Source organism: Empedobacter sp. UBA3239 (assembly GCF_002362875.1).
Lineage (GTDB): Bacteria > Bacteroidota > Bacteroidia > Flavobacteriales > Weeksellaceae > Empedobacter > Empedobacter falsenii_B.
This window is the reverse complement of record NZ_DEVJ01000060.1, coordinates 21686-48567: the sequence shown is the minus strand read 5'-3', so window position 1 is coordinate 48567 and position 26882 is coordinate 21686. Positions and strand designations below refer to the sequence as shown.

Below are 26882 nucleotides of genomic sequence, written 5' to 3'. Positions count from 1 at the left end.
TTATAACCAATGAGAAAATTCATTCTGTTTTTTGCACTTATTTGTTCTTTTCACGTAGTTGGACAAATCAAATATATCACGAACAAAGAATTTACTGTACAAGGAAAAGCCTTTGATAATACACCTTTTTACCATAGAATCGATACCAACAAATACGCAAATCTTCCTGAAAAAGTAAAAAGTTTATTTACTGCTCCCGCTGGATTATATGTAACATTCAAATCGAATACTTCACAAATAAAACTGGATTGGACAACTCGTTCTACTTATTTGGGCGCGAATACAACTGGAATTATGGCGCGTGGGTTGGATTTGTATATCAAAGAAAACGGAAAGTGGATTTTTGCAGGTGCGGCTTTACCAAATCAGCAAAATATCAAAAGTGAATATGATATCGTCAAGAATTTATCAAAGACAGAAAAGGAATTCATGTTTTATTTGCCACTTTGGAACGAAATTACAGATTTAAAAATAGGAATTGATGCTTCTGCTAGTTTTATCAATCAACCGATTGCGTATAAAAAGAAAATCGTGGTTTATGGTTCAAGCATTGTGCAAGGTGCTTCGGCAAGTCGTCCTGGAATGAATTACCCTTCAATTTTAACTCGAAAAACAGGCTATGAATTCATTAATCTTGGTTTAAGTGGAAGTGCAAAAATTGAAATTGAATTGGCTGAAATGATTAAAGATATTCAAGGGGTTGATTTATTTATATTAGATTGTGTTCCAAATAGTTCTCCTGAAGAAATCAAAAGTAGAACAATTCCGTTCGTCAAGTTAATCCGAAAACATCATCTAAAAACTCCTATTTTGATGGTTGAAAGCTTAATTCGACCAATGAGTAAATTTGATTTAACCGCTCACGAAGATATGACAAAACAAAATCAAACCTATCGTGCACAATACCATGCGTTGATAAAAGAAGGTGTAAAAGATTTGTATTTATTGAAAGGTGATAATTTAATCGGTTCGGATAACGAAGGTTCTACGGACGGAATTCATCCAAATGATTTAGGTTTTAGCAGAATATCAGAAGCCATTGAAAAAAAAGTAAATGAAATTTTGAGTAAGAAATAGATTAATACATTATACCAACTTTTCTCAAAATAAAACCTAACAACCAAATAAGTCCAACCAACAAAAATTGTAAATCTTTGAGAAAACTTGGCTTTTTCCCTTCTATTTTGTGACCTACAAATTGTAAAAGCCACGTGATAATAAATACTACCAGATAAACTAACCAAGATTTTGAACCGAATTGAAGATTGCACAACGAAATAAAATATTCCATAATCAACATTAGAAAAATCATAATGAAACCAACGACAACCGATAATCTAAAATAAAATATTGAAACAATAACCAATGCAATGAATGACTAAACTGATATAACAAAAGTTCTGAACATACAAATGCGGTGTTGGAATGTAGGAAATAAAACCAAGAATCGTCCAAAAGATGAGCGGAACACAAATCCAATGAATGATTTTGTTTGTCCCATTTTGATGACTTTCTCCATATTCACTAAAAAGTTGTTCTATTTTTCTCATATTGGATGATTTTAACTTAAATATAGGTTGAATTTGTTTGATTATTAAACTTTAGATTAGAATTTGTAATTTTAAATTTATATTTATTCACTGAATTCAAAATTAGTATTTATCAAAATGATTATAAAAAATAAAAAAATCTATTACTTAATCAGTATACTATTTATAATTATTTCAATTTTTTTATTGATAGCATCAAAAGAAAAGCAAACAAGTGTAATAGCACTTTTAACTCTGTTATTTTTTGGTGGTGGGGCTATAGTATTTTACATTCTAAACAATAAGTTTTATAATAATAAAACTAAAAACATTACTAGAATAATTGGCTATTTCATTTTCATTATACTTTGTTATGCAACGCTTCCTTTTAATCATCTATTTGATGGAAATAGAAAATACACACCAATGTTAGGCTGGATAGTTGGTATATTTGGAATTCCTTTTTTTTGTTATAAAGCTTTTGAATTAATCATAAAAGTAATAAAAGAGAACTGCGGAGAATAGAAACTAAATCAATTCAAAAACCTCTCAATAAACATGAAAAATAATATAACTAAGTTACTTATCATACAACTAATAACAATTAGAAGCCTCTCGTTGATTAACGAGAGGCTTCTAATTAGTAAAAAGGAAGCTTCTTGTTGGTCGAAAAGAAGCTTCCTTTTTACAGCACTCTCTTTACCTTCTGAAATTTAGCAATTTTTAATGCATCAGAAATACGTTTACCTGGTCGGTAATTAATCTTTGCACCTTTAATTAAATTGGTATTAAAATCAGTCTCGTTAGCTGCTCCTTCACTACTTAAGCTAGGATAAAAACTACCTAACTTGTCCAAGCGTACAATTTTTCCATTTACAATTTGGTTAATAATTACATTTTCTAACGCAATGATAACTCCTCGAATATCAGCTTCAGAAAGTGCAGAAAACTTTTCTATTTCCGCTGTTAATTCATCAATGCTAGCTTCGCCATCGGTTTTTGCGGTTGCATACCATTTTTAACACCTCCTCCAGCTACTCCTGGTTGCGGTTTTTCTACTAAGTTAAATTTTATTGCCATAGCATATTGTTTTGGTTAATTAATTTGTATTAAGATAGTTATTTTTTATTAATACTCAACAAGACACAAAAAATGATTAAATAAAATAGCCAACTTAGTATTAAGTTGGCTATTTTATTTACTTTGGATAAACGACTCGCGAAAAGAAACACGAAGTGTTGATCTATTATTTTTTAAATTATAATTATATTAAGCTTGCATCACAAAAATAGCAGGACGTTTATGAAAATCATACTTCTCATTTTTCCATTCTTTAATAGATAATGTTCGGATATCTTCGTCCTCTAATGTAATATGACACGCGACACAAATCTTAGTTTCGGCACGAAGAATCTTCGTTAAATCGTCTACCATTTGATTGTTACGATAAGGCGTTTCCATAAAAATTTGAGCAATTCCAGTCTTCGAACTTTCAGCTTCTAAATGTGCTAATTTCTTTTTACGTTCGGTCTTATCGATTGGTAAATAACCGTGAAAAGCAAAGTTTTGACCATTCATTCCAGAAGCCATTAACGCCAACAAAATAGACGATGGACCAACCAAAGGCACAACCTGAATACGTTTCTGTTGCGCAACTTTTACCAGCTGTGCACCTGGATCTGCAACCGCAGGTAAACCAGCTTCGGAAATAATTCCGATCGTTTTGTTTTGATCCAATAATTTGATCAAATCTAACATTTCTTCTGGCTCTGTATCTTTGTTTAGAATGTAAATATCTAAATCGGCTTGAACTTTTTCGGGGCAAACTTGTTTGATAAATTTACGTGCAGATTTTTCGTTTTCTACCACAAACGTATCAATTCCACGAATAACGTCAAGATTGTATAAAGGCAATACTCTACTGTGTTCGCTTTCACCTAAAAGTGAAGGAATCAAATAAACTTTAGCCGTTTTCATTGTATAATTTTAAAGATTGTATTTTTTGATGATTCCGTCTGTGGCTTCATCTAATAATTGGTAAACATGCTCGAAAGCATCTTCACCATCGTAGTAAGGATCAGGTACATTTTGCGTTTGCCCTATTCCATCTTTCAAGATCAATTTAATTTTGCTTTGCTCTTCTTCGTTTCGAGTTAATTTTTGCAAATCGATTAAATTCTGTTCATCCATTGCAAAGATTAAATCAAACTCATCGAAAAAAACTGGATTGAAATGCATGGCACGTTGATCAGAAATATCAACACCATATTTTTTAGCAACCGCAACCGAGCGTCTATCTGGTTGTTCACCAACATGCCAATCACCCGTACCAGCAGAATCTACCAAATGATTTTCGCCAACCTTTGTTTGTAAAATTCCTTCTGCCAACGGAGAACGACAAATATTACCTAAACAAACCATCAAAATTTTCATTGAAAAAATATTTATAGATTAATCTGCAATTTTACGTGAAATATCTTCGATATAACCACGGAATTGCTTATCCGTTTCTTGTAAATTTTTCACTGTTTTACAAGCGTGTAAAACTGTTGCGTGATCACGTTTACCGATTTGTGTTCCAATACTTGCCAAAGACGCTTTTGTATATTGTTTTGCAAAATACATCGCCAATTGACGCGCTTGTACCACATCACGTTTACGTGTTTTAGACTGAATATCTTCAATCTTCACTTTAAAGTATTCACAAACTATTTTCTGAATATAATCAATCGAGATTTCTTTGCGAGCTGTTTGTACTAATTTTGATAACGTACGCGCAGTTAAATCTAACGTAATTTCACGTTTATTCAGCGTTGCTTGCGCAATAATAGAGTTTAATGAACCTTCTAATTCACGCACATTTGTATCAATATTTTGTGCGATATAATCCATTACTTCATCAGGAAATTCGATACCATCGTTTTCTAATTTTTGTTTCAAAATTGAAAGACGTGTATTGTAATCAGGATTTTGTAAATCGGCTGATAATCCCCATTTGAATCGAGAAATTAATCGATCTTCCATATCTTGAATATCTGCTGGAGATTTATCCGAAGTCAAAATGATCTGATTTCCTCTTTGATGTAAATGGTTAAATATATGGAAGAAAACTTCTTGCGTTTTTGCTTTTCCAGATAAAAACTGAATATCATCCATAATCAAAACATCAATCATTTGGTAAAAGTGAATGAAATCATTTTGATTATTATTTTTTACAGCTTCTATAAATTGTTGTGTAAATTTCTCAGTTGAAACATACAAAACAGTTTTCTCTGGATGCAAATCTTTTACTTCTAAACCTATCGCATGCACCAAATGAGTTTTTCCTAACCCTACTCCACCATAGATGAATAGAGGATTGAACGAAGTCCCTCCTGGGCGTTTGGCAATCGCACGACCAGCCGCACGAGCTAATCGATTTGATTCTCCTTCGATAAAATTATTGAATGTATAGTTATGATTTAATTGCGAATCAATTTTTAATTTTTGCAATCCTGGAATAACGAAAGGATTCATCATTTTACCAGCTTGCAAATTAATTGGCGCTTCTACCTCTTGTGGGCGAGGTTTTTCTTTGTTCGAACTTGGAATACGTACTGTAAATGGTTCACGTCCTTGCGACTTTTGATCCATCAAAATACTGTATACCAATTTTGCATCAGAACCTAATTCTTTTTGTAAGGCACTTTTTAAAATTTTGATATAATGTTCCTCTAACCATTCGTAAAAAAATTTACTTGGTACTTGTATTGTTAAAACATTATTATTTAGTTTGCCCGGACGTATCGGTACAAACCAAGTATTGAAGGCATCTTCTGCAATGTTATCTTTTATAAAAGACAAGCATTTTTCCCACACAGAATTTGCAGTTATCGTCATAATATTGTCCAAAAGTGCTTAAGTTTTAATGTAAAATATTGAAAGTCAATGTTAAATTTTCATCAACACTTCTCTACAAAATTGTGAACAAATTTTGAATAAAAAAAATGACTTAGGTATTGATATATTAAAAAATACTTTGTATAATTCAAAATAATCAATAAGTAGTTTTAGACAAAATAAAAGTACTGTAAAGATAATCTTTTCGGACATATTTTGGCTTATAAAACTATTAATTCTTATTTTTGTATTACTATGGAAATTACACAAGAAAAAATTGACTTCGCAATTATCAAAGTAGAAAATCATTTAAATGATTTGGGCATCAAAAATAATTTTTCTCTTTTACGAATTGAACAAGGTGAAGAAGAAAATGTAAGGACTTTTTATTATGAAATAGCAAATCCCACTTTCAAAACGATTATTCAAATTCAATATGATTTTTTAAAAGAAGAGCAAAAAGATTCTTCGCAAACTTCTTTTAGTTGGATGGATTACAAAAAAATTACTGAATAGACTTTTTCATTTTTTATATAATTAATGATAAAGTCTTTTTTTTGTTCTCTACTTTTGAAGATTAAAATGATGTTTTAGAAAATTATGGAGAAGATAGAACAAACCGAACAATTAAATGTTTTTCGCACCAAAACTCGTATTCTGTATAAACACACCGATCAAATGAAAGTGGTTTATTACGGAAACTATCCAGAGTTTTATGAAATTGGTCGTGTAGAATTGATGCGTGAGCGTGGTTTTCCTTATGCCGAATTGGAAGCAATGGGAATTCAGATGCCGATTATCGAAATGCATACAAAATATATTGGTAGCGCTTTGTACGATGAATTAATCGAAATTGAAACTACAGTTCATGAGCGTGACAAAGGTGTTCGCATTCGATTTGATTATAATATATATAATGAAGCGGGAAAAATAATTAATCAAGGATACACTATTTTATGTTGTATTGATGCCGAAACTCGTCGTCCTGTTCGTATTCCAGAACGTATTTGGACAAGTTTAGGTTTATAATATTATTTAGAATCATTAATTATTCGTTAAAACAAATTCTTGCAAATGATTTCTCATTAAATTTGTTCCTTAACAAAACATGATTAAAAACGAATGTCAACACTTCAAGAAAAAATCAATCAAACGATTGTAGACGTTATCGATTTTCCAAAAGAAGGAATTGTCTACAAAGACATTACTCCATTGTTCTTAAATCCTGAACTTTCGGATGAAATTGTAGACGCTTTTGTAGAAAAAGCAAAAGGTAAAGTGGATATTGTTTGTGGAATTGAAAGCCGTGGATTTTTGTACGGAATTCAGATTGCACAAAAATTAAAAGTTCCTTTTGTATTAATTCGTAAAGCTGGTAAATTACCTCCTCCAACAATTAGTCAATCTTATGATTTGGAATATGGACAAGCAACTATCGAAGTAAATTCGAATTACATCAAAGATGGTGCGCGAGTTCTAATTCACGACGATGTTTTAGCAACTGGTGGAACTGCCGAAGCTTGTGCTAAATTGGTAGAAAAATGTGGTGGAAAAACAACACAATTTTCTTTTATTGTTGATTTGACTTTCTTAAACGGAAAGGATAAATTAACGTCTTTTACAACTGATATTGTTACTTTAATAGAATATTAAACTAAAAACTCCGCTCAAAATTTTGAGCGGAGTTTTTTTTATTTTTTAGGCGCTATAATCACTTCTGGCGCTCTTTCATTCCCAATATCCAACAAAGCTTTTATATTCGCTAAAATTTCTCTAAAACTCTGTTTACCTTCCGTTTTATAAGGTCCGCTATCCGCATTATATACAATCCAATCCGAAAACTTTTCCTAAGAAAAGCGCTCTTTTGAGATGATAAGATTGAGAAATTAAAATCACTTTATCAAATTGATAAATATTTTTGGTTCTATAAATCGTGCTATACGTGTCCAAACCTGCCCCATCGAGATAAGTATCTTCAATTTTGACACCTCTATCCAACAAGTATTTTTCCATCACATCAATTTCATTAAAATTCTCGTGAAGTTTTTCTCCAGAAAGTAAAATTACATCCACTTGATCCTCTTTGTAAAGTCGAATTGCAGCATCCAAACGATCTTCCTAAAAACGAGTTGGTTGTCCATTAGCTTGCACTTTTGCAACAAAGACAACTGCCACACGATAATCTGACGGAATATTTCCTTGATAATTATAAATGTAATACGAAGTAAAAACTTGAATAATCAATGCAACGATCAAAGTAAAAACCGCTATTAATCCAGCTATAAACATACTTTTACGCATTACAAATCTTCCTATTTTACAAGTTTACTCAACTATCTTTTGTTTTAAAAAATTTTAACATTCAAAAGTCTATAAGTTTAGTGATATTTAAAAATTATAAATGTGAAAATTATTTTAAATTTTTCATCGTAATTTTAGAGAATGAATGAGATTGAGTTAAGAACAGTTACCGTTGAACGATATTTGCAACCTTTGCGCGAAGGTGGTTCTTTGCCTGCACTAGCTGATGCAGATGACGGTTTTAAATATGTTTTAAAATTTAAAGGTGCTGGTCATGGCCCTCGCATGTTGATTTCCGAATTGTTAGGAGGAGAAATTGCACGTGTTTTAGGATTTAAAGTTCCTGAATTAGTTTTTGCAAATTTGGACGAATATTTTGGTCAATCCGAAGCAGATGAAGAAATTCAGGATTTGTTAAAATTTAGCGAAGGAACTAATTTGGCTTTGCATTATCTGTCTGGTGCAATCAATTATGATCCTGCTGTGATGAAAATTGATGACAAATTATCTTCGCAAATCGTTTGGTTAGATGCATTTTTGACGAATGTAGATCGTACTTTTCGCAATACAAATATGTTGATGTGGCACAAAGAATTGTGGTTGATAGACCATGGTGCATCTTATTATTTTCATCATTCGTGGGACAATTGGGAAAAAGCCGCTCTTGCACCCTTTACGCCAATTAAAGACCATGTTCTATTGAAAAATGCTACAAAACTTGAAGAAGTTGATACAGAATTTAAAGCGATTTTGAATGATAAAATCATTGATAAAATTGTCGATTTGATTCCTGACGAATGGTTAGAAACAGAAGTTACACATTCTACTCACGAAGAAATGAGAACGGTCTACAAAACATTTATCAAAACTCGATTACAACATACCGAACTTTTTATAAACGAAGCAAACAATGCCAGAAAAAATCTTATATGAGTATGCTATTCTTCGTTTAGTTCCGAAAGTTGAACGCGAAGAATTTATCAATGTTGGAGTAATTTTATTTTCGAAGAAAGAAGATTATTTGAAAGTAAAATATTTTATTAATGATAGTAGAATCAATGCTTTTTGCCACGAATTAGATCTTGATTTTATTGACAGTAATTTGAATGCTTTGTCTAAAATTGCCGAAGGAATTCATCCTGAATCTGCTGTATCTAATTTCGAAACCCCTGAACGTTTTCGTTGGTTAACAGCTGTCAGAAGTTCGTCTATCCAAAGTTCTCGTCCGCATCCTGGTAAAACAACGAACCTTGATAAAACCTTGGATCAATTATATAAAGAACATGTTTTATAAAAGTTAAATACTTAAAAACGAATGTTTTAAAAATATTTTCTTAAATTTGGACATACATTAATTTTAAATTATTTATCGCCATGAGTACATTAAGAAACAAAGTTCAGCTAATTGGGAATGTTGGTAGCAATCCTGATGTTAAAACATTAGAAAACGAAAAGAAGTTTACAAAATTTAGTCTAGCAACGAACGAAAGCTACACAAATAGCAAAGGTGAGAAAGTTCAGCAAACGACGTGGCACAATTTAGTTGCTTATGGACCAATTGTAAATGTGATCGAAAAACATGTAGAAAAAGGGAAGCAACTTGCTATAGAAGGCAAATTGACTTACCGAGATTATCAAGATAAAGATGGTCAACAAAAAACGATTACAGAAATTATAATTGATGAAATTGTACTTCTTTAGCGTTTAAAATAAAAGGGAAACGGATTAATTCGTTTCCCTTTTATTATTTTATAAGGTTCCAAAATAAATTTGGAATATGAATTATCCTAACATTCTAATCGCGGTTTTTAGACCTTCGATAAATGTATCTATTTCTTCTTTTGTATTATAAACAGCGAATGAAGCGCGTACCGTTCCCGGAATATTGAAATGCTGCATAATTGGTTGTGCACAATGATGACCAGTTCGAACAGCAATTCCTTTTTTGTCCAAAATCATTCCGACATCAGATGAATGAACGCCGTCAAATTTTAAGTTGAAAGAAACTGCACCAGAATGTTCTGCATCTTTTGCATAAATCTCCACTTCATCAAATTCTGATAAACGCTGAATTGTATAATCTACTAATTCTTTTTCGTAATCGTGAATCGTTTGCATTCCGATAGAATTGATAAAACCTACAGCAGCTCCAAGACCGATAATCCCTGCAATATCTGGTGTACCTGCCTCAAATTTGAAAGGTAAACAAGCATAAGTCGAAACTTCCATCGTTACATCTTTTATCATCTCTCCTCCTCCGTGGAAAGGTGGTAATTCATTCAAGATATCTTCTTTTCCATACAAAATACCGATTCCAGTTGGACCATACATTTTGTGTCCAGAAAAAACCAAGAAATCACAATCCATTGCTTGTACATCAATAACCGTATGTGGAGCAGATTGCGCCGCATCAATCAAAACCCAAGCACCTTTTGCATGTGCTTTTTCAATAATAGTTTTGATCGGATTTACAACACCTAAAGCATTCGAAACTTGATTAACACAAACTAATTTGGTTTTATCTGTCAATAAATCATCCAACTTCTCAATATCCAAAATACCTTCTGCAGTTAACGGAATATATTTCAATTTAGCACCAGTTCGCTGACACAACAATTGCCAAGGAACGATGTTAGAATGATGCTCGATTTCGGTAATAATAATTTCATCATCCGCTGTTAGGATATTACGAAGTGAATTAGAAACTAAATTAATTCCTTCCGTTGTTCCACGCGTAAAAATAATTTCGTAATCGTGTTTCGCATTGATAAATTTCTGAATCTTACGACGCGATTCTTCCATCAAATCTGTTGCTTCTTGACTTAATGTATGAATTCCACGGTGTACATTTGCATTGTACTTTTCGTAATATTCGTCCAAAACATCTAAAACAACTTTCGGTTTTTGAGAAGTTGCACCATTATCTAAATAAACCAATGGCTTTCCATTGACTTCTCTCTCTAAAATTGGAAATTGACTTCTTATTTGTTGAATATCTATTGACATTTTTTTAAGTTTTGAGTGATGAGTTGTGAGCTATGTGTAATAAAAAAGTAAGTATTCAAAAATAGTTTCAAATACTTACTTTATATTTCAAAATAAGTTCTACTTAAAACTTATTACGTATAACTCAGAACTATATTTTATAATTCGAAATCTAAACTAACCCCTAATTTTTTTGCAATTATAGCGTTTACTCGATTTGAGATTTGTGGAATTTGCACATGTCGTAAAGCGTCTGCAGCAAAAGCATACAATAACATTGCTTTCGCTTCTTTTTTTGGAATACCACGTTGTTGCATATAGAATAAAGATTCTTCTTCTAATTGCCCAACTGTACATCCATGTGAACATTTTACATCATTAGCAAAGATCTCTAATTGAGGTTTTGTATTAATTGAAGCTCCATCAGATAATAAAACATTATTATTTTGTTGGAATGCATTTAATTTTTGTGCTTCTTTGTGTACATAGATTTTACCATTGAAAACACCTTGTGCTTTCTCATCATAAATCCCTTTGTACAATTCGTGCGACTCACAATTCGGGAAATTATGCTCCACAAATGTATGATGATCGATATGTTGTTTTCCATCAATCACCGTAATTCCGTCCATTACAGAGTTACAATTTTCTCCATTCTGGAAGAAATTCAAATTGTTACGTACAATTTTTCCTCCAAAAGCAAATGTAAATACATTGGCACGAGAATCTCTTTCTTGGTTGATATATGTATTGTCAACTAAAGAAGCATCGTTAGAATCATTTTGGAATTTGTACCAATGAATTTCAGAATTACGTCCAACATTCACCTCAGAAACAACATTTGTTAAGTTTGCTTTTTCGTCTAATGTTTGATGTCTTTCGATAATTTGAACTTGTGCATTATCTCCAACTACAACCAAATTACGTGGTTGATACATTGCTTCTTGAGAAGCTCCTGTTGAGAAATAAACAATCTGAATTGGCTTAGATAAAATCACATTATTTGGAACATAAATATAAGCTCCATCTTTTGCAAAAGCTGTATTTAAAGCAACTAAACTTTCGTCTTTTTTCGCAATTTTTCCGTAATAATTCTCAATTACAGCTTGATGAGTTGTTTTATGCATTGCGCTTGACAAGACACAAATATCAGCTTCATCATGTGTTGTATTTGACAAAAACGAAGAATATTTTCCGTTAATGAATACGATTGTATATGTATCAATATCATTAATCAAATATTTCTTGATGTCTTTGTACTCTACTGCAACTTCGTCTTCTGGGAACAATTTGTAATCCACCTTCAACAAAGGAGCAAGATTTGTATATTTCCATTCTTCGTCTTTACGTGTCGGAAAACCTTTTTGATTAAAGATTTCGATAGCTTCTTGACGTAAACCTTCGATTCCTTTATTCACTTTATTTTTTTCGTTGAACACTAAATGACGAGAAACTAAATTTTCTTTTAAATCAATCATTTTAGATATTGTATTAATGTATTATGTAAGAAGTAAAAAGTACTTTGGACTTAATACATTTTACATTTTACAAAATGTTTAGATTCCTGCTTCTTCTTTTACCCAGTCGTAACCTTTTGCTTCTAATTCTAAAGCTAATTCTTTACCACCAGATTTAATGATTTTTCCGTCTGCTAAAACGTGTACAAAATCAGGAACGATATAGTCTAATAAACGTTGGTAGTGTGTAATTACTAATACTCCATTGTTTTCATTTTTGAATTCGTTTACACCATCCGCAACAATACGTAAAGCATCAATATCTAAACCAGAATCAGTTTCGTCTAAGATCGCTAATTTTGGGTTTAACATTAACATTTGGAAAATTTCGTTACGTTTTTTCTCACCTCCAGAGAAACCTTCATTAAGTGAACGAGATAAGAAATCTTTTTTGATTCCTAATAATTCTGCTTTTGCACGAATTTCTTTTAACATTTCTGAAGCTCCCATTTCTTCTAAACCTTGCGCTTTACGCGTTTCGTTGATAGAAGTTTTGATGAAATTTGTTACAGAAACTCCAGGAATTTCGATTGGATATTGGAAAGACATAAAAATTCCTTTTTGTGCTCTTTCTTCTGGTGCTAATTCTAAGATTGATTCATTGTCAAACTCGATATCACCATCCGTTACTTCGTAATCTTCTTTACCTGTAATAACGTTAGATAAAGTTGATTTTCCTGCACCATTAGGTCCCATAATCGCGTGAACTTCACCTGGATTAATTTGAAGGTTTAAACCTTTTAAAATTTCGCGCTCTTCGATACGAGCGTGTAAGTCTTTTATATTTAATAACATAATCTAATTTGTAAATTAGTTAATGTGATAATTTTCTAATTATCTTGATTTTGATATTAGATGTCAGATTTTTAGCATCCTCCATCTATATATCTGTTTATTATTGTTAATTTCTAACTTCTCAATTCTAGTTTCTAATAACTATCCTACAGAACCTTCTAATGAGATTTCTAATAATTTTTTGGCTTCAACAGCAAATTCCATTGGTAATTTATCCAATACTTCGCGGCTGAATCCATTTACGATTAATGCAATCGCTTTTTCTGTATCGATACCACGTTGATTACAATAGAACAATTGATCTTCACCAATTTTAGAAGTTGTTGCTTCGTGTTCTAATTGAGCCGATTTATTTTCGATTTCAATGTAAGGGAAAGTATGCGCACCACACTCGTTACCCATCAACAATGAATCACATTGTGAAAAGTTACGTGCTCCTTCGGCATTTTTCATTACTTTCACTAAACCACGGTAAGAGTTTTGAGATTTACCAGCAGAAATACCTTTTGAAATGATTGTCGATTTTGTATTCTTACCGATGTGAATCATTTTTGTTCCTGTATCCGCTTGTTGATAATTATTTGTTACCGCAATTGAGTAAAACTCACCTACCGAATTATCTCCTTTTAAGATACAAGATGGATATTTCCATGTTACCGCAGAACCTGTTTCAACTTGCGTCCACGATACTTTTGCATTTTTCTCGCAAACTGCACGTTTTGTTACAAAGTTGAAAACTCCACCTTTTCCTTTATCATCACCAGGATACCAGTTTTGTACAGTAGAATATTTGATCTCAGCATCATCCATAATGATTAACTCAACCACAGCAGCGTGTAATTGGTTTTCATCACGCATTGGCGCTGTACAACCTTCTAAATACGAAACATAAGCACCTTCGTCCGCAATTAATAAAGTACGCTCAAACTGTCCTGTTCCTGCAGAGTTGATACGGAAATACGTTGATAATTCCATTGGACAACGAACACCTTTTGGAATATAACAGAATGATCCGTCCGAGAAAACTGCCGAGTTTAAAGCTGCATAAAAGTTATCTGTTGGCGGAACTACTTTACCAATGTATTTTTTCACCAATTCTGGATGTTCTTTAATTGCTTCCGAAATTGACATGAAAATAATTCCTTTTTCTGCTAAAGTTTCGCGGAAAGTTGTTTTTACTGAAACCGAATCAAAAACCACATCAATTGCAACTCCAGACAAACGTTTTTGTTCATCTAAAGAGATTCCTAATTTCTCGAAAGTTTTTAATAATTCAGGATCAACTTCGTCTAAACTTGCTAATTCCTTCTTAGGTTTTGGAGCCGCGTAATACTGAATAGCCTGAAAATCTGGCTTTTCGTAAGTTACGTTTGCCCATTCTGGTTCTTCCATTTTAACCCAAGCACGGTAAGCTTCCAAACGCCATTCCGTCATCCACTCAGGTTCCTCTTTTTTGGCTGAAATAGCACGCACGATATCTTCATTCAATCCAACTGGGAATTCTTCATATTCCATTTCAGTCGTCCAACCAAACTCATATTGCTTTTGGCTAGCAAGATCTTCACGTAGATCGTCTTCTGTATATTTTGTGTTACTCATCTTATTATTTATAAAATGTATAGGTAAAATTAAACTGTAAAGGTTGCTGTTTATCAGCTTTATTTCCTAAAAATTTGAATTCTTTTAATCGTTGATTTTGATCTAAAATCACCTCAAATTGTGGTTGATCATTTTTCGAAATCTGATATTTATTTTGAGCAATTAATTTAATTTCTGACCAAGGTCCTTCTACCAAATTAATTCTTTCTGTTTTTGGCGCAACATCTGGTGTATATTCTTTTATTTTGAATGGCACCTTAAATGTTGAACTGCTATAACAAATCTTATTAATGTCTTGACCTAATGATTTTGTAATTCTACAATCATGCATTAATCGGTCTTCAAAACCAATTTTCTGCTCCATATAGGTTTTCTTCAACATCACATCTCCTTCTAACCAAATGATATCAAAAAGTTTATTTCCGTTTTTGACATACATATTTTCTTGGTCATAAAAGAATTGATTTGTTTTTACTTCACTTCCTTTTCTTGCTATTGTTTCGGCAGAAATTACACCATCTTTGTACGTATAACTTACTTTAGTTGGTGTTGCAACCTCATCTGTCAATTCAAAATCAAGAAGATTTCCTGTCGCATCATAATTTGCTTTGTACGCAACTTTTTTGTTTGATGCATTGGTAATGGTGATTGTTTTGATTTTTGATTCGTCTAAATCCAACGCTTTTATAAAAGGTTTTACATTAAACAAACCGAAAAATAGTTGTTCTGAATAAGCTTTATTCAATTTTTTTGATGATTCGGTTGGTTGAAAAACCATCAAATCTTTTTCTACAATTGTATTTTGTCCAAAAGCAACAAAACCAATCAAAAACGTAACGAATAAAGCTATTTTTTTCATCTTAAACAGCAAAACTTTCTCCACAACCGCACGTGCGCGATGCATTTGGATTATTGAATACGAAACCTTTTCCATTCAATCCTCCTGAATATTCTAATGTCATTCCAACAAGGTATAAAAATGATTTTTTGTCAACCAAAATTCTTACGCCATTGTCGTCAAACAATTTGTCATCTGCACTTTGTTCTTTCGTAAACTCTAAATTATAGTTTAAACCTGAACATCCTCCACTCGTAACTCCTACACGAACAAAAGATTCTTCGATAGAAGTTCCTTCTTCTTGTAAAAGTGAAATTATTTTATTTTTTGCTGATTCTGAAACCTTAATCATTTGATTCTAATTTTATATTGCAAAGATACTTATTTAAAATGACTTCAAATAATGAACGATATAAATATTAACAATCGCTTAAGTTATATTATTTATCGCCAACTTACAATTGGATCAAATTACTTCAATCCCAATTTGTTTCGTGTACGTTTCAATACTTTTTGTGCAACACCTCTTGCTTTCAATGCTCCATTTTCTAAAAATGCATCCAAAGTCACTTTATCATTCATCAATTCATCAAACTTAGTACGCGCATCAGCATATTTCTCTAAAATCAATTCGTATAAAGCCTGTTTTGCATGACCATATCCGTAACCTCCATTCAAATAATTTTGACGCATTTCCTCTATTTGTTCTGGCGTTGCCAATAATTTGTATAAAGCAAAAACATTGTCTGTATCTGGATTTTTTGGATCTTCTAATGGCGTTGAATCCGTTTCAATCGACATTACTTGCTTGCGCAATTGTTTTTCTGGTAAGAAAATATTGATGAAATTATTTCTTGATTTAGACATTTTGTTTCCATCAGTTCCTGGAATCAACATAATATTTTCGTCGATTGCAGCTTGTGGTAAAACAAAAGTTTCTCCCATTTGGTGATTGAATTTTTCGGCAACACTACGTGTAATTTCCAAATGTTGCAATTGATCTTTACCAACTGGTACAACTTCAGCATCATACAATAAAATATCCGCAGCCATCAAAATTGGATAGGTGAATAACCCTGCATTTACATCTGCTAAATAATCTGCTTTATCCTTGAAAGAATGCGCTAAAGTAAGACGTTGAAATGGAAAGAAGTTCAATAAATACCATGTTAATTCTGTTGTTTCAGTCACATCAGATTGACGGTAAAAAACTACTTTCGAAGGATCTAAACCTAATGCCAGCCAAGTTGCAGCCACTTCGTACGTATTTTGTTTTAAGACTTCCGCATCTTTAATTTGCGTTAAAGCGTGTAAATCAGCAATAAAAATGAAAGAGTCATTTCCTTCTTTCTCCGTTAATTCGATTGCGGGAGAAATTGCTCCTAAAATATTTCCTAAGTGCGGAGTTCCAGTAGCTTGAACTCCTGTAAGTATTCTTGGCATTTGTTTAAAAATTTAAGGAACAAAGATAAACTTAATCAACGAAATGCACCAATTGTAATGAGAAGTTTATTTGAATTAATTGACAAGAATGACGAAAAACATATGGACGAACTAAAAAAGCTTTCCAATTTGTCGAAATGGCCAAGAAATTGTGCGACCTACTTTTCTAAAGAAAAGTGATTTCTTATGATAAACAACTTCACCTAAAAGAACATCTCCAGTTTCTGTTTTTATATTTTGACACACAGAAGGGTTTGTAAAAGTAAATTCTTTAATTCCAAAACTACCATATTCTAATGTATAAGAATCTTGGTTTTTCGGAACTTTTATTTTAAACTCACCATTTTCATTTGTATATACAATATTTTTCGAATTTTTAAGGTTCACAGGAATATCATATTCTGGAAAACCATTACCATCATTAATAATTCCTTGTACAATAATCGAATCATTCTCAGTTTGTGCTTTTGTAATAGTTGAAAAGCTCAAAAATCCAACTAAAGAAGAAAGTTGTAACCATCTTTTGGATTGATTAGAAATAGATTTTGAAGCTTCGTATGAATTAAACTGTTCTAAATTTCTAGTTTTAATTTTTACACAAGCGGCAGGATTATCATTCAGAAAAGTTTTTAATTCTTTGAATGAATAATGATCCAAATCGTGAACACATTTAGAACAAACATTACAAAACTTTTGTTGTGCGTTTGCATCAGCCATTTCGTTCCAATTCTGATTGCATTTTTTATCAATTTGTAGCTGCATAAAAATCTACTTTTCAATAAAATTAAACTTTTTTCGAAAATTTTTCAAACCTCAACCAACCTTTTTACAAAAAGATGAATCTATAAAGAAAAAAGATTCATTAACCTTAAATTATATTGATATGAGTAACAAAGCTTTTTTAGACATTCTTTTCGAAAATCGAAACAAAGAATATGGTGCGTATCAACTAAGACAAGTTGCAAGCCAAGATTTGATGAAGTCTCTTTTTGTAGGGATTGGTATTGTTGCATTAATTACTGGTGGAACTATTTATGCAAATAATAGAACGATGAATGCTACAACAATTGATGAAAATAGTGTAATAGTTTGTCCGATTAATATTCCTGAAACTCCTCCAATCGAGAAAAAAGAAGTTGTAATTCCTCCAAAAGAAGATCCACCGATGGAAGAAAAAACAATTCAATTGAAAACAGATCAGGCGAAACATATTATTCCGACTCCAACAGAGAGTCCGAAAGTTGAAGAAACTATAAAATCTGTTGACGAACTGAAAGGAAAAGATTTAGGCGTTTTTGATAGAAATGGTGATAAATCTAATGGACAAGTTGGTGGTGGAGAAGTAAGTGACGAAGGAAATAAAGTAGGTAAACAAAATACCGACATTCCAGAAGGACCAAAAACTCCAGAACCTGTAAAACCTGATGTTGCAATTACAGCGAAAAATGCTGCAGTAATGGCAATTTATCCTGGTTGTGAAAGTGAGAGCAAAAAAGGAAATGCAGCTTTAACAAAATGTATGAGTGATAAAATCTCGAAAGAGTTAGGTGGAGAATTAAGTGATTTTGCCGAAACTGCTTCTCGAAATAATATTGGTTCAGCGGTTGCAAAAATGCAATTTATTGTAAACAAAAATGGAGAAATCTCACAAGTAAAACCATTAAACGGAAGTAATCAAGATTTAGGGAAAGAAGCTAAATCTGCGTTAGAACGTATCAATAAACAAATTCTAAGAAAAGGTAAAAAAATAACGCCTGCAAAATTAGAAGATGGTTCGGATGCAAATTTAATCTTTTCAATTCCTGTTAGATTTCAAACAAACGAATAATTAATAATACTTTTCTTTCTGAAACCATTGCATTCATTTTTTTGAGTGTGATGGTTTCTTTGTTTAAGAAATTGAATATCTATTCAGAAAAAGTTCCTTTAAATACATATTTGTCGCATAAAATTTAAGTTTTAAGTCAATCTTAACACAATAAAATTGTAACTTCGTCGCGAATTATGAATAAGAATATTGTTTACGGATTGATTGGTTTCGGTTATTTTTTGATCGGAATTTTTACTTGGAAATATCAGTTTTTCATCATCAAATTAGATGAAACAAAAGCCATGTTATTAGGTATTTTATTTATTGTTTATGGCGCTTTTCGTGTTTATCGCGGAATAAAATCTTATAAAAATGATCAAGAAAATTAGTTTACTTTCACTTTCGGCCTTTCTTATTTTTTCTACTTTTAGTTGTAAAGACAAGGAAAAACCAACAAAAGCTGAACAAAAAACTCCTGTAAAACGCGCTTTGCACGAATACGGAGATATGGCAATGACGGTAGATCCAAGTTTTAAGAATTTGGCGCAGTCGTTGGCAGATATGTACATGGTTGATTATCCTGATGTGAAAATTACGATTAACGAAGAAATTGAAGAAAAAGCAATCAAAGATTTTTACGAAGGTAAAATTCCTGTTTTGATGGTAAGTAAACCGCTTACAAAAGCACAACAACAACATTTATTCGATAAAACAACAACCAAATATATTTCGTCTGTAATTGCTTTAGATGCTACAGTTTTTATTACTTCTGTTGATAATCCAATCAATTCTATCACAATAAATGATATTAAGGATAATTTGTACAAAAAAGATCCGAAAATAACGTTTGTTTACGATCATCCAAACTCAGCGAATTTCAATACAATAAATGATAAACTGAAATTATCTGTAGAAAATGGCGCAAAAGTAACAGCGATGGGTGATGCTGAGAAAGTAATTGATTTTGTGCAAAAAGATAAAACTGCAATCGGAATTATTGGATTGAATATTTTGAGTGACAAAGGAAATCCGAAAGTTGAAGAATATCTTAAAAAGGTAAAAATATTATCAATTGCAGATGATAAAGGAAATTTGGTGTTACCAACTATCCCGAATTTGAAATATGGTGTTTATCCTTTTTATCGTCAAATTTATATTTTGAAAAATGAAGTTGGTTTCGGAATTGGAGCTGGTTTCACGAGGTTTGCAGGTTCTCAGCGTGGTCAAAAAATTGTAACACGCGAAAGTCTTCAACCTTATTATATTTATAAACGTGAAGTTCAGATTAACAATTTAGAACAACCCTTACAATAAAACATAAAAAAACCTTCCGAATTGGAAGTTTTTTTTTGGTTATTGAAACGATTATTAAAATCGTAATTTATAAATTTTATAATCATCAATTTATGGTGAAAAATTCTTATATAATTCCTTTTCATTAATCAAATCTTGCTCCCCACGGATTTTGTAAATCGAAACCTAAACTAAATAACATACCGTTCTTGCGACCATCAACTTGATAATCTGACAAACCAATATCGTATGAAATTCCAGCTTTTAAAGAACCAACTTTAAACTTTAGAATTGGAGAAACAAACAACGGATTGCTATTTTTAGAATCCATTCCTTGCTTGTACCCTACTCCAATATCAACGCCTTGATTATTGTCTCCAAAACCAATATGCGACATCAAGTTTATATCCAAATGACGCTCCGAATTCGAGTTCAAATTATACACCAAAGAAGGTTCTAACGCAATTCCTTCGGAAACGTTCCATTTATATCCAACATTGAAATAATACCACGTTGGCAAAGGCTCTACATTGTTCACATAATACACATTTTGGCTTAACGGAATATCCAAAACCGACACTCCAGCGGAGAAACCAGCATATTTGAAAGATAATCCCAAATTCGCAAAATATGTAGAATATTTATCTTCTTGTAAAGCAGGGTCATTCGGATCTTCTGCGATAATTTTTGAATAATCAAAACGTTGCGAAACATTCGATGCTCCTACTCCAAATGAAAATACATTAATTTCATCGCCATCATAACCTCTGTCATCAATTGGAATGTGATACGCTGCATTAATTCCAAATCCAGACATTTTAACCGCTCCATTTCTATCGTTAAAAAAATGCATTCCCACCGCTAAACGATCGACAATAATTCCGTGTGCGCTTGCCGTTTGTGTACTTGGACTTTCAGGTAAATCGTCCCACTGATTGCGATGCGTTCCTGTGATGGAAATCACATTCGGATCTTGTCCTGCATAAGATGGATTAATCAGCATTTTATCACTCACTAAATAATGATTATAAAAAGGTAATCCTTGCTGTGCTTCTATTTTTGATAAAGAAAAAATAGTTATTAATATTAAAGATAATTTTTTCATTAGATAATCAATTAATTGATTTTTCGTTTGACTACAATATAGCCTGAATACAAAACTTGTAATTCTTCATTAGATTCTAATAAATACCAATAAGTTCCGTCTGCAACTGGTTTTCCGTTATGTGTTCCATCCCATTCTATTATACCAATTCCTTCTTGTGATAAAATATGTTTTCCGTAACGGTCAAAAATAATCAATTTATATGAATTTGATGTATCATTAACTTTACCATTCTTGGTCATTGGTTTCCAAACATCATTTTTTCCATCTTGATTTGGCGTTACTACATTCGGTAAAACCAGGTAAATAACATCTTTTCTTTCAAAAACTCCACAACCATTCAATCTTACTTTTACCGTAAAGTTGTTATCAGTAATTTTATCTGGGATGATTAATTCGTTATTTGTTTGCCAATCTATAATTATATCACCTTTAGAATCAAATAAAGCGTATTCCAATTTACCTTTTCCTTTCGCCGAAACAATGATACTTTTTTCGTTAATGGTAATTTTATCAATGGTTGGAGTTTCTGAGTTTGTCAATTTCAAAATAAATTCTTTCGGACAACCTGAATTAATATTTTTAATTGTAATCGTATAATCACCAACTCCTAATTCATATTGATATGTTGAAACTTTAATAACATCATTTCCAACAACCGAAAAATCATATTGAGTAACGTCTAACCCTTTTTCTTTCGCTAATTCCTCAAAATCTAATATATATTTTGTTGCAGAACAGATTTCAGCAGAAGTTGGAATAGCAAAGTCTGGTAATGCATTTTTTTGATAATAGAATTTTATTTTTTCAGTTCCACAATAATTTGGATCTTCAAAAACTACATTTACAAAACCTTTCTCTGAATTAAATTGATTAAAAATTTCGTCAACAGAAGATTTAGCTACCAAATTAGGATATTGAGTTGGTTTATTAATAATATCTAAAATAGATTTTATTTGACTCTTTGCATTTTCATCTTCACCTTCACAGTAAATAATTGGATTAGCTTGTGTGTAATTTTCTAAAGTAGCAATATCAACAACTAAATCTTGTTTTTTATTGACCGTTAATTCTACAGCTGTTAAACAAATCTCTCTTAATGTATTTTTAAATTCAATTGGAATATTCAAAGAAGTATTTCCTCCAAAATTCAATATTCTTTGGATAGAATTTCCTTGAATATATTCTGTTCCATCAATAAATATTTTGTAATCAAAAACATTTAGTCCGAAATTATTTTTTAATAAATCATCATCAATTGTTAATGTTTCTCCTTCGCAAAACACACCTGAAAATGTTGCAGATACAACATTTGGTTGATTAACTGTTTTTACAATTAAATACATATCTTCTGAAAAACAGCTTTCACCAACTTTTTTTATTTTAAAACTTAATGTTTGATTAGAATTTGCATTAACATTAACTGGTAAAAATGGTGTTCCATCTAAATTAAAAATATCAAAATCTGCGATGTTTGGGATTCCCAATTCATCTTTTATATGATTTTTTATTTCATCAATCTTAAACGTATAGTCTTGCATTGCACCTAAACAACCAGGATTGAATAAATCAGCAAAAGTTTGTGTTGGAATTGAATTTATTAGAACTATTTTCAACGAAACTGTAGCTTCACAAAAATAAGCTTTATTTCCTGTAATTGATAAATTAAAACTTGTTTGTGTTCTATTGTTGTAAATCTCATTATACAAATTTTGAAGTTGTGATTCATTATAATTTGTACCATTATAAACCAAATTTATAGTAACTGAATTATCATTCTTTTTTATATTATTGATGATTAATTCAAATTCAGAAAAAGAAAAATCACTTCGGCAAAAAGTTAAAGTCAAATTATCCAAATCTACATTTGTTTTTTTCTTAACTGTAAACTCTACAATATTACTTGTACAAGATGCATCAGAACGATCTTCAATCTGAACATTAAACTTAGCTTCATTCCCAATAAAATTATAAGGTGTTGTTGGCATATTCACTAAACGATAAATAGTTGAGTCAACTCCTAAAGCAGTTAAAATTTCAGCTTCTGATAAAATTTCTGAATTACAAACTTCGGCAAATTTTCCAGAAGGTAAAATAGGGTTTGAATTTTCTAATTTCAATTCAACCTCATCAGAAAATATTGTTACAGGACAAAATTCTATTCCGATATATTTTAATTTAATATTATAATTATTAGAATTAATTAAAGGAATATTTCCATTCACAATTGCGTCATCAACATATACTTCATAATCTGCATATTTAGAGGAATTAATAGATGGAGATATTTTACTAATTAAATCCTCTTTTGCAAAAGTTATTGACGTAGCACAATATTGTTCTGTTTTGTTTTGAACTGTATAAATCAACTCTGGAATAAATTTGAATTTTATAGGTTTATAGATATAAACTAATTTATTAGAATTATCATAAACTCTGGCATACAAAATTTGTTCTATTCCGTTAATATAGCTGATATTATCATTTGTAGATGTATTATCTGGTTTATAAAATTCTATATTCCCAACATTTATACTTGGGTCTGAAACTCTAATATCATTTATAATTTTGGTCTTCACATCTGATAATAAATAATCATCTGTATAACAATGGTTATCAAAAACAAGATTATCTACTGTTTTAGCTCCACTAATTGTTAACTCTAAAATTGGATTATCTGTACCATAAATTGCTATTACAATAATTTCTCCTTCTTTTAACTTACTTCCATTTTCAAAAGCACTTACAAAACCATCTGTAGAATTTGATATACAATCATTTAATTTACCACCCTTTAAACCCTTCTCTTTTGTTCTGTTACTATAAACAGCTCTAATTGGATTTATAGTTGTATATTCATTAGAACTTGAACCTGTTCTTACAAAAATATCATTAGGATTCGAATTTTTCGAAAGTCTCCATAACATAAAATGGAATTTATCAATATTTCCTTTCAATGTAAATTCAAAATCCATATCATTCGGTGCTACGTAATAATAAAAATTATAATAGCCAGTTGTATGGAACTCACAATTCATTAAACGTGGAACAAAAGAATTTACACTTTCGTTAGGTAATGTTATTCCAGAAGTTACTATATCATTAATTTTATTTATTAAAGGATGCTGCCCCCAAACAATCCCACTAATCATCAACAATAAAAAGTAAAATATCTTTTTCATACGTCTTTCGTCAACTATTTTTAGAATAACGCAATTTACTTTAGAATATTCTATCAACCATAATGTTTCTAATTTTCGTGAGATAAACTATCTTTGCAACCTGAAAATTTGATTAAGATGTCTTTAGAACAAGAAATAAATAAAAGAAAAACCTTTGGAATTATCGCCCATCCCGATGCTGGTAAAACAACTTTAACAGAGAAGTTATTACTTTTTGGAGGCGCAATTCAAGAAGCTGGAGCTGTAAAAAGTAACAAAATTAAAAAAGGAGCAACATCCGATTTCATGGAAATTGAGCGTCAACGTGGGATTTCCGTTGCAACTTCGGTTTTAGCATTTGAATACAAAGGAAAAAAAATCAATATCTTAGATACGCCTGGTCACAAGGATTTCGCCGAAGACACTTTCCGTACTTTAACTGCAGTAGATTCTGCAATTGTGGTAATCGACGTTGCAAAAGGGGTTGAGGAACAAACAATCAAATTGGTAGAAGTTTGTCGTATGCGCAAAATTCCGATGTTGGTTTTCATTAACAAAATGGACCGCGAAGGAAAAGATGCGTTTGATTTAATGGACGAAGTTGAACAAAAGTTAGACTTACAAGTAACACCTCTTTCTTGGCCAATTGGTATTGGAGCAACTTTCAAAGGAATTTATAATATTTGGGAGAAAAACATCAATATTTTTTCTGGAGATAATAAACAAAAAATTTCTGAAACAACGAAAGTTGAGGATTTATCAAGTCCAGATTTAGACACATTAATTGGAACAACTTACGCCGAAAATCTTCGTAATGAGATTGATTTAATTGATGGAGTTTATCCAGAATTTGACATGCAAGAATATATGGACGGAAATTTACAACCTGTATTTTTTGGTTCTGCTCTTAATAATTTTGGTGTTCGCGAATTGTTAGACGCTTTCGTTGATATTGCACCAACTCCACAATCTAAAGAAACAGATTTGAGAATTGTCGAACCTTATGAAAATAAATTTTCTGGCTTCGTGTTCAAAATTCACGCGAATATGGATCCGAAACACCGCGACCGTTTAGCCTTTATCAAAATCGTTTCTGGTAAATTTGAACGTAATACCAACTATTTCCACGTTCGCCAAGGTAAAAACATGAAATTCGCTGCGCCAAATGCTTTCTTTGCTGATAAAAAAGAAGTGGTTGACGAATCGTTTGCGGGTGATATCGTTGGTTTACACGATACAGGAAACTTTAGAATTGGTGATACGTTGACAGAAGGTGAAAAATTTTCTTTCAAAGGAATTCCTGCTTTCTCGCCAGAACATTTCCGTTACATCAACAATGCTGATCCAATGAAAGCAAAACAATTGGAAAAAGGAATTGATCAATTAATGGACGAAGGTGTTGCGCAGTTATTTACATTAGAAATGAATAATCGTAAAGTTATCGGAACCGTTGGTGCACTGCAATATGAGGTTATCCAATATCGTTTGGAGCACGAATATGGTGCAAAAGCAACGTACGAACCTTTCTCTGTTCACAAAGCGTGTTGGGTAGAAGTTGAAGATGAAAAATCAGAAGAATTCTTAGAATTCAAACGTGTTAAACAACGTTACTTAGCGAGAGATAAATTTAATCAATTGGTATTTTTAGCAGATTCTGCTTTTACAATTCAAATGACGCAAGATAAATTTCCTTCAGTGAAATTACATTTTGTAAGTGAGTTTTAAATTTTGGTCAGATAATTGAATTAACCAACTGAAATATTTTTTAGAAAAAATCTAAATGAAAAAGATCATATTAAGTTTAACATTGATTTCAGCGTTTGCCGTTAATGCAAAAGCACAAGATTTGAAATCAATTTTTGGAACTTTAAAGAAAGAATTCGAAAAAGCTAACGCTCAAACTACATCAAAAGAAAATACCTCAACTGTAAAAGTTGACTCTATAAAAGTTGTAAATGGTTCAACTGATACTAAAACAATTTCTGCCGAATCCTTAACAAAGTTAAATGGTTTATCTAACGCAACTGTTGCCTCTGGATTAAAAGAAGCTTTATCAATTGGATTAACTGACGGAATAAAATCATTAAGCCAAAAGAATGGTTTTTACAATAACTCGGTTGCAAAAATATTGATGCCTGAAGAATTACAAAATGTAGAAAAAACATTACGCTCTTTAGGGATGGGAACTTTGGCAGATAAAGGAATCAAATTATTAAATTCTGCTGCTGAAGATGCTGTTTCTGAAGCTGCTCCTATTTTTGTAAATGCCTTAATATCAATGACAATTACCGATGCAAAAGATATTTTGATAGGCGGAAATAATGCGGCAACAAATTATTTAAAACTAAAAACAACAACTGATTTAACAAAAGCTTTTCAACCAAAAATTGAAGCTTCTTTAGGGAAAGTCGGAGCCGATAAAGTTTGGAATAATTTGATTACGAAATACAATACATTGACAGGAAACCAAATTGATCCAAACCTCAATGCTTATGTGACACAACAAACAATAAATGGAGTATTTAATATGGTTGCTGAAAAAGAACAAGGTATTCGCGGAAATAATGCTTTACGAACGACCTCATTATTACAACAAGTTTTTGGAGCACAAGACAGTAAAAAATAAC

Annotated in this window: 30 protein-coding genes and 1 pseudogene; 13 read left to right on the top strand and 18 right to left on the bottom strand. The window is 31.5% G+C overall.

Annotated features, from left to right (window positions below; translation table 11 throughout):
• The first annotated feature begins 9 nt into the window (after positions 1-9).
• The gene (locus tag B4G36_RS08490) at positions 10-1077 is read left to right on the top strand and encodes an SGNH/GDSL hydrolase family protein (protein WP_291063347.1); all 1068 of its coding nucleotides are present in this window, start codon (positions 10-12) and stop codon (positions 1075-1077) included.
• Position 1078: 1 nt separating this feature from the next.
• On the opposite strand, the gene B4G36_RS14020 is transcribed toward B4G36_RS08490, so the two are convergent.
• Both B4G36_RS14020 and B4G36_RS08485 read right to left on the bottom strand, forming a co-directional pair.
• Complete coding sequence (locus B4G36_RS14020) at positions 1079-1291, bottom strand: Mpo1-like protein (RefSeq protein WP_414646342.1); 213 nt, start codon at positions 1289-1291, stop codon at positions 1079-1081.
• A 46-nt stretch (positions 1292-1337) separates the two neighbouring features.
• Positions 1338-1550 carry an Mpo1-like protein gene (locus B4G36_RS08485; protein WP_291063346.1) on the bottom strand — a complete coding sequence of 71 codons (213 nt, stop codon included), beginning with the start codon at positions 1548-1550 and terminating at the stop codon, positions 1338-1340.
• Between the two features lie 117 nt (positions 1551-1667).
• Here B4G36_RS08485 and B4G36_RS08480 point away from each other — a divergent pair, with 117 nt between their 5' ends.
• The gene (locus B4G36_RS08480; RefSeq protein ID WP_291063345.1) at positions 1668-2054 is read left to right on the top strand and encodes a hypothetical protein; all 387 of its coding nucleotides are present in this window, start codon (positions 1668-1670) and stop codon (positions 2052-2054) included.
• Positions 2055-2214: 160 nt separating this feature from the next.
• Here B4G36_RS08480 and B4G36_RS08475 read toward each other — a convergent pair.
• From B4G36_RS08475 to dnaA, 4 genes and pseudogenes are all read right to left on the bottom strand, one after another.
• Positions 2215-2609 (bottom strand): annotated as a pseudogene (locus B4G36_RS08475) (HU family DNA-binding protein).
• Positions 2610-2798: 189 nt separating this feature from the next.
• On the bottom strand, positions 2799-3506 hold the full coding sequence (locus B4G36_RS08470; RefSeq protein ID WP_221854563.1) for an SAM-dependent methyltransferase: 708 nt from the start codon (positions 3504-3506) through the stop codon (positions 2799-2801).
• Positions 3507-3515: 9 nt separating this feature from the next.
• Entirely contained in the window at positions 3516-3962 is a 447-nt protein-coding gene (locus B4G36_RS08465; protein WP_221854564.1) for a low molecular weight protein-tyrosine-phosphatase, read from the bottom strand.
• A gap of 18 nt (positions 3963-3980) precedes the next feature.
• The gene (gene dnaA / locus B4G36_RS08460) at positions 3981-5408 is read right to left on the bottom strand and encodes a chromosomal replication initiator protein DnaA (protein ID WP_221854598.1); all 1428 of its coding nucleotides are present in this window, start codon (positions 5406-5408) and stop codon (positions 3981-3983) included.
• Between the two features lie 255 nt (positions 5409-5663).
• Here dnaA and B4G36_RS08455 point away from each other — a divergent pair, with 255 nt between their 5' ends.
• The 3 genes from B4G36_RS08455 (at position 5664) to B4G36_RS08445 (ending at position 7061) form a co-directional block, all read left to right on the top strand.
• Entirely contained in the window at positions 5664-5924 is a 261-nt protein-coding gene (locus B4G36_RS08455) for a hypothetical protein (RefSeq protein ID WP_114999876.1), read from the top strand.
• 84 nt (positions 5925-6008) lie between these two features.
• On the top strand, positions 6009-6437 hold the full coding sequence (locus tag B4G36_RS08450) for an acyl-CoA thioesterase (protein ID WP_286484564.1): 429 nt from the start codon (positions 6009-6011) through the stop codon (positions 6435-6437).
• A gap of 93 nt (positions 6438-6530) precedes the next feature.
• On the top strand, positions 6531-7061 hold the full coding sequence (locus tag B4G36_RS08445; RefSeq protein WP_291063341.1) for an adenine phosphoribosyltransferase: 531 nt from the start codon (positions 6531-6533) through the stop codon (positions 7059-7061).
• Positions 7062-7226: 165 nt separating this feature from the next.
• On the opposite strand, the gene B4G36_RS08440 is transcribed toward B4G36_RS08445, so the two are convergent.
• Together B4G36_RS08440 and B4G36_RS08435 are read right to left on the bottom strand one after the other, a co-directional pair.
• On the bottom strand, positions 7227-7517 hold the full coding sequence (locus B4G36_RS08440; RefSeq protein WP_291063340.1) for a SanA/YdcF family protein: 291 nt from the start codon (positions 7515-7517) through the stop codon (positions 7227-7229).
• A gap of 9 nt (positions 7518-7526) precedes the next feature.
• Positions 7527-7709: a hypothetical protein gene (locus B4G36_RS08435; RefSeq protein ID WP_291063339.1), complete on the bottom strand. Its 183-nt coding sequence runs from the start codon at positions 7707-7709 to the stop codon at positions 7527-7529.
• 141 nt (positions 7710-7850) lie between these two features.
• Between B4G36_RS08435 and B4G36_RS08430 the strand changes: the two genes are divergently transcribed.
• The 3 genes from B4G36_RS08430 (at position 7851) to B4G36_RS08420 (ending at position 9410) form a co-directional block, all read left to right on the top strand.
• On the top strand, positions 7851-8642 hold the full coding sequence (locus tag B4G36_RS08430; RefSeq protein ID WP_291063338.1) for a HipA family kinase: 792 nt from the start codon (positions 7851-7853) through the stop codon (positions 8640-8642).
• Positions 8620-9003 (top strand): DUF3037 domain-containing protein, encoded by a 384-nt coding sequence (locus tag B4G36_RS08425; RefSeq protein WP_125349073.1) that lies wholly within the window; start codon positions 8620-8622, stop codon positions 9001-9003. The genes B4G36_RS08430 and B4G36_RS08425 overlap by 23 nt, the downstream gene beginning before the upstream one ends.
• Before the next feature lie 80 nt (positions 9004-9083).
• On the top strand, positions 9084-9410 hold the full coding sequence (locus B4G36_RS08420) for a single-stranded DNA-binding protein (protein WP_125349072.1): 327 nt from the start codon (positions 9084-9086) through the stop codon (positions 9408-9410).
• A gap of 81 nt (positions 9411-9491) precedes the next feature.
• On the opposite strand, the gene B4G36_RS08415 is transcribed toward B4G36_RS08420, so the two are convergent.
• The 8 genes from B4G36_RS08415 to B4G36_RS08380 form a co-directional block, all read right to left on the bottom strand.
• Positions 9492-10715 carry an aminotransferase class V-fold PLP-dependent enzyme gene (locus B4G36_RS08415; RefSeq protein ID WP_291051196.1) on the bottom strand — a complete coding sequence of 408 codons (1224 nt, stop codon included), beginning with the start codon at positions 10713-10715 and terminating at the stop codon, positions 9492-9494.
• A gap of 137 nt (positions 10716-10852) precedes the next feature.
• On the bottom strand, positions 10853-12172 hold the full coding sequence (gene sufD, locus B4G36_RS08410) for a Fe-S cluster assembly protein SufD (RefSeq protein WP_291063337.1): 1320 nt from the start codon (positions 12170-12172) through the stop codon (positions 10853-10855).
• A 78-nt stretch (positions 12173-12250) separates the two neighbouring features.
• Positions 12251-13006 carry a Fe-S cluster assembly ATPase SufC gene (gene sufC, locus B4G36_RS08405; RefSeq protein ID WP_219035199.1) on the bottom strand — a complete coding sequence of 252 codons (756 nt, stop codon included), beginning with the start codon at positions 13004-13006 and terminating at the stop codon, positions 12251-12253.
• A 141-nt stretch (positions 13007-13147) separates the two neighbouring features.
• Positions 13148-14605, bottom strand: a complete 1458-nt coding sequence (gene sufB / locus B4G36_RS08400) for a Fe-S cluster assembly protein SufB (RefSeq protein ID WP_114999857.1) — start codon at positions 14603-14605, stop codon at positions 13148-13150.
• A 4-nt stretch (positions 14606-14609) separates the two neighbouring features.
• On the bottom strand, positions 14610-15464 hold the full coding sequence (locus B4G36_RS08395) for a hypothetical protein (protein ID WP_291063335.1): 855 nt from the start codon (positions 15462-15464) through the stop codon (positions 14610-14612).
• A gap of 1 nt (position 15465) precedes the next feature.
• Positions 15466-15795, bottom strand: coding sequence for a HesB/IscA family protein (locus tag B4G36_RS08390; RefSeq protein WP_180906272.1), 330 nt, complete (start codon positions 15793-15795; stop codon positions 15466-15468).
• Between the two features lie 119 nt (positions 15796-15914).
• Positions 15915-16886 carry a tryptophan--tRNA ligase gene (gene trpS / locus B4G36_RS08385; protein WP_291063333.1) on the bottom strand — a complete coding sequence of 324 codons (972 nt, stop codon included), beginning with the start codon at positions 16884-16886 and terminating at the stop codon, positions 15915-15917.
• Between the two features lie 111 nt (positions 16887-16997).
• Entirely contained in the window at positions 16998-17648 is a 651-nt protein-coding gene (locus B4G36_RS08380; protein ID WP_291063331.1) for a hypothetical protein, read from the bottom strand.
• 121 nt (positions 17649-17769) lie between these two features.
• Here B4G36_RS08380 and B4G36_RS08375 point away from each other — a divergent pair, with 121 nt between their 5' ends.
• From B4G36_RS08375 to B4G36_RS08365, 3 genes are all read left to right on the top strand, one after another.
• The gene (locus tag B4G36_RS08375) at positions 17770-18714 is read left to right on the top strand and encodes an energy transducer TonB (protein WP_221854570.1); all 945 of its coding nucleotides are present in this window, start codon (positions 17770-17772) and stop codon (positions 18712-18714) included.
• 176 nt (positions 18715-18890) lie between these two features.
• Positions 18891-19085, top strand: coding sequence for a hypothetical protein (locus B4G36_RS08370; protein ID WP_038333573.1), 195 nt, complete (start codon positions 18891-18893; stop codon positions 19083-19085).
• A complete protein-coding gene (locus tag B4G36_RS08365) occupies positions 19069-20010 on the top strand; it encodes a PstS family phosphate ABC transporter substrate-binding protein (RefSeq protein ID WP_291063329.1) in 942 nt (313 codons plus the stop codon). The genes B4G36_RS08370 and B4G36_RS08365 overlap by 17 nt, the downstream gene beginning before the upstream one ends.
• Positions 20011-20134: 124 nt before the next feature.
• Here B4G36_RS08365 and B4G36_RS08360 read toward each other — a convergent pair whose 3' ends face one another.
• Complete coding sequence (locus B4G36_RS08360; RefSeq protein WP_291063327.1) at positions 20135-21094, bottom strand: PorP/SprF family type IX secretion system membrane protein; 960 nt, start codon at positions 21092-21094, stop codon at positions 20135-20137.
• Positions 21095-21105: 11 nt separating this feature from the next.
• Positions 21106-24276, bottom strand: a complete 3171-nt coding sequence (locus B4G36_RS08355; protein ID WP_291063325.1) for a T9SS type B sorting domain-containing protein — start codon at positions 24274-24276, stop codon at positions 21106-21108.
• Between the two features lie 117 nt (positions 24277-24393).
• Here B4G36_RS08355 and B4G36_RS08350 point away from each other — a divergent pair, with 117 nt between their 5' ends.
• Complete coding sequence (locus B4G36_RS08350) at positions 24394-25980, top strand: peptide chain release factor 3 (protein WP_038333563.1); 1587 nt, start codon at positions 24394-24396, stop codon at positions 25978-25980.
• A gap of 55 nt (positions 25981-26035) precedes the next feature.
• Positions 26036-26881, top strand: coding sequence for a DUF4197 domain-containing protein (locus B4G36_RS08345; RefSeq protein WP_291063323.1), 846 nt, complete (start codon positions 26036-26038; stop codon positions 26879-26881).
• Position 26882: the final 1 nt, after the last annotated feature.

Coding starts and splice junctions, on each gene's coding strand:
- B4G36_RS08480 (WP_291063345.1), top strand. CDS start 1,668: ATGATTATAAAAAATAAAAAAATCTATTACTTAATCAGTATACTATTT.
- B4G36_RS08355 (WP_291063325.1), bottom strand. CDS start 24,276: ATGAAAAAGATATTTTACTTTTTATTGTTGATGATTAGTGGGATTGTT.
- B4G36_RS14020 (WP_414646342.1), bottom strand. CDS start 1,291: ATGGAATATTTTATTTCGTTGTGCAATCTTCAATTCGGTTCAAAATCT.
- B4G36_RS08415 (WP_291051196.1), bottom strand. CDS start 10,715: ATGTCAATAGATATTCAACAAATAAGAAGTCAATTTCCAATTTTAGAG.
- B4G36_RS08375 (WP_221854570.1), top strand. CDS start 17,770: ATGAGTAACAAAGCTTTTTTAGACATTCTTTTCGAAAATCGAAACAAA.
- dnaA (WP_221854598.1), bottom strand. CDS start 5,408: ATGACGATAACTGCAAATTCTGTGTGGGAAAAATGCTTGTCTTTTATA.
- B4G36_RS08420 (WP_125349072.1), top strand. CDS start 9,084: ATGAGTACATTAAGAAACAAAGTTCAGCTAATTGGGAATGTTGGTAGC.
- B4G36_RS08465 (WP_221854564.1), bottom strand. CDS start 3,962: ATGAAAATTTTGATGGTTTGTTTAGGTAATATTTGTCGTTCTCCGTTG.
- B4G36_RS08470 (WP_221854563.1), bottom strand. CDS start 3,506: ATGAAAACGGCTAAAGTTTATTTGATTCCTTCACTTTTAGGTGAAAGC.
- B4G36_RS08365 (WP_291063329.1), top strand. CDS start 19,069: ATGATCAAGAAAATTAGTTTACTTTCACTTTCGGCCTTTCTTATTTTT.
- B4G36_RS08425 (WP_125349073.1), top strand. CDS start 8,620: ATGCCAGAAAAAATCTTATATGAGTATGCTATTCTTCGTTTAGTTCCG.
- B4G36_RS08455 (WP_114999876.1), top strand. CDS start 5,664: ATGGAAATTACACAAGAAAAAATTGACTTCGCAATTATCAAAGTAGAA.
- B4G36_RS08430 (WP_291063338.1), top strand. CDS start 7,851: ATGAATGAGATTGAGTTAAGAACAGTTACCGTTGAACGATATTTGCAA.
- B4G36_RS08490 (WP_291063347.1), top strand. CDS start 10: ATGAGAAAATTCATTCTGTTTTTTGCACTTATTTGTTCTTTTCACGTA.
- B4G36_RS08350 (WP_038333563.1), top strand. CDS start 24,394: ATGTCTTTAGAACAAGAAATAAATAAAAGAAAAACCTTTGGAATTATC.
- B4G36_RS08360 (WP_291063327.1), bottom strand. CDS start 21,094: ATGAAAAAATTATCTTTAATATTAATAACTATTTTTTCTTTATCAAAA.
- B4G36_RS08445 (WP_291063341.1), top strand. CDS start 6,531: ATGTCAACACTTCAAGAAAAAATCAATCAAACGATTGTAGACGTTATC.
- B4G36_RS08390 (WP_180906272.1), bottom strand. CDS start 15,795: ATGATTAAGGTTTCAGAATCAGCAAAAAATAAAATAATTTCACTTTTA.
- trpS (WP_291063333.1), bottom strand. CDS start 16,886: ATGCCAAGAATACTTACAGGAGTTCAAGCTACTGGAACTCCGCACTTA.
- B4G36_RS08380 (WP_291063331.1), bottom strand. CDS start 17,648: ATGCAGCTACAAATTGATAAAAAATGCAATCAGAATTGGAACGAAATG.
- B4G36_RS08450 (WP_286484564.1), top strand. CDS start 6,009: ATGGAGAAGATAGAACAAACCGAACAATTAAATGTTTTTCGCACCAAA.
- B4G36_RS08395 (WP_291063335.1), bottom strand. CDS start 15,464: ATGAAAAAAATAGCTTTATTCGTTACGTTTTTGATTGGTTTTGTTGCT.
- B4G36_RS08485 (WP_291063346.1), bottom strand. CDS start 1,550: ATGAGAAAAATAGAACAACTTTTTAGTGAATATGGAGAAAGTCATCAA.
- B4G36_RS08435 (WP_291063339.1), bottom strand. CDS start 7,709: ATGCGTAAAAGTATGTTTATAGCTGGATTAATAGCGGTTTTTACTTTG.
- B4G36_RS08345 (WP_291063323.1), top strand. CDS start 26,036: ATGAAAAAGATCATATTAAGTTTAACATTGATTTCAGCGTTTGCCGTT.
- sufC (WP_219035199.1), bottom strand. CDS start 13,006: ATGTTATTAAATATAAAAGACTTACACGCTCGTATCGAAGAGCGCGAA.
- B4G36_RS08370 (WP_038333573.1), top strand. CDS start 18,891: ATGAATAAGAATATTGTTTACGGATTGATTGGTTTCGGTTATTTTTTG.
- sufD (WP_291063337.1), bottom strand. CDS start 12,172: ATGATTGATTTAAAAGAAAATTTAGTTTCTCGTCATTTAGTGTTCAAC.
- sufB (WP_114999857.1), bottom strand. CDS start 14,605: ATGAGTAACACAAAATATACAGAAGACGATCTACGTGAAGATCTTGCT.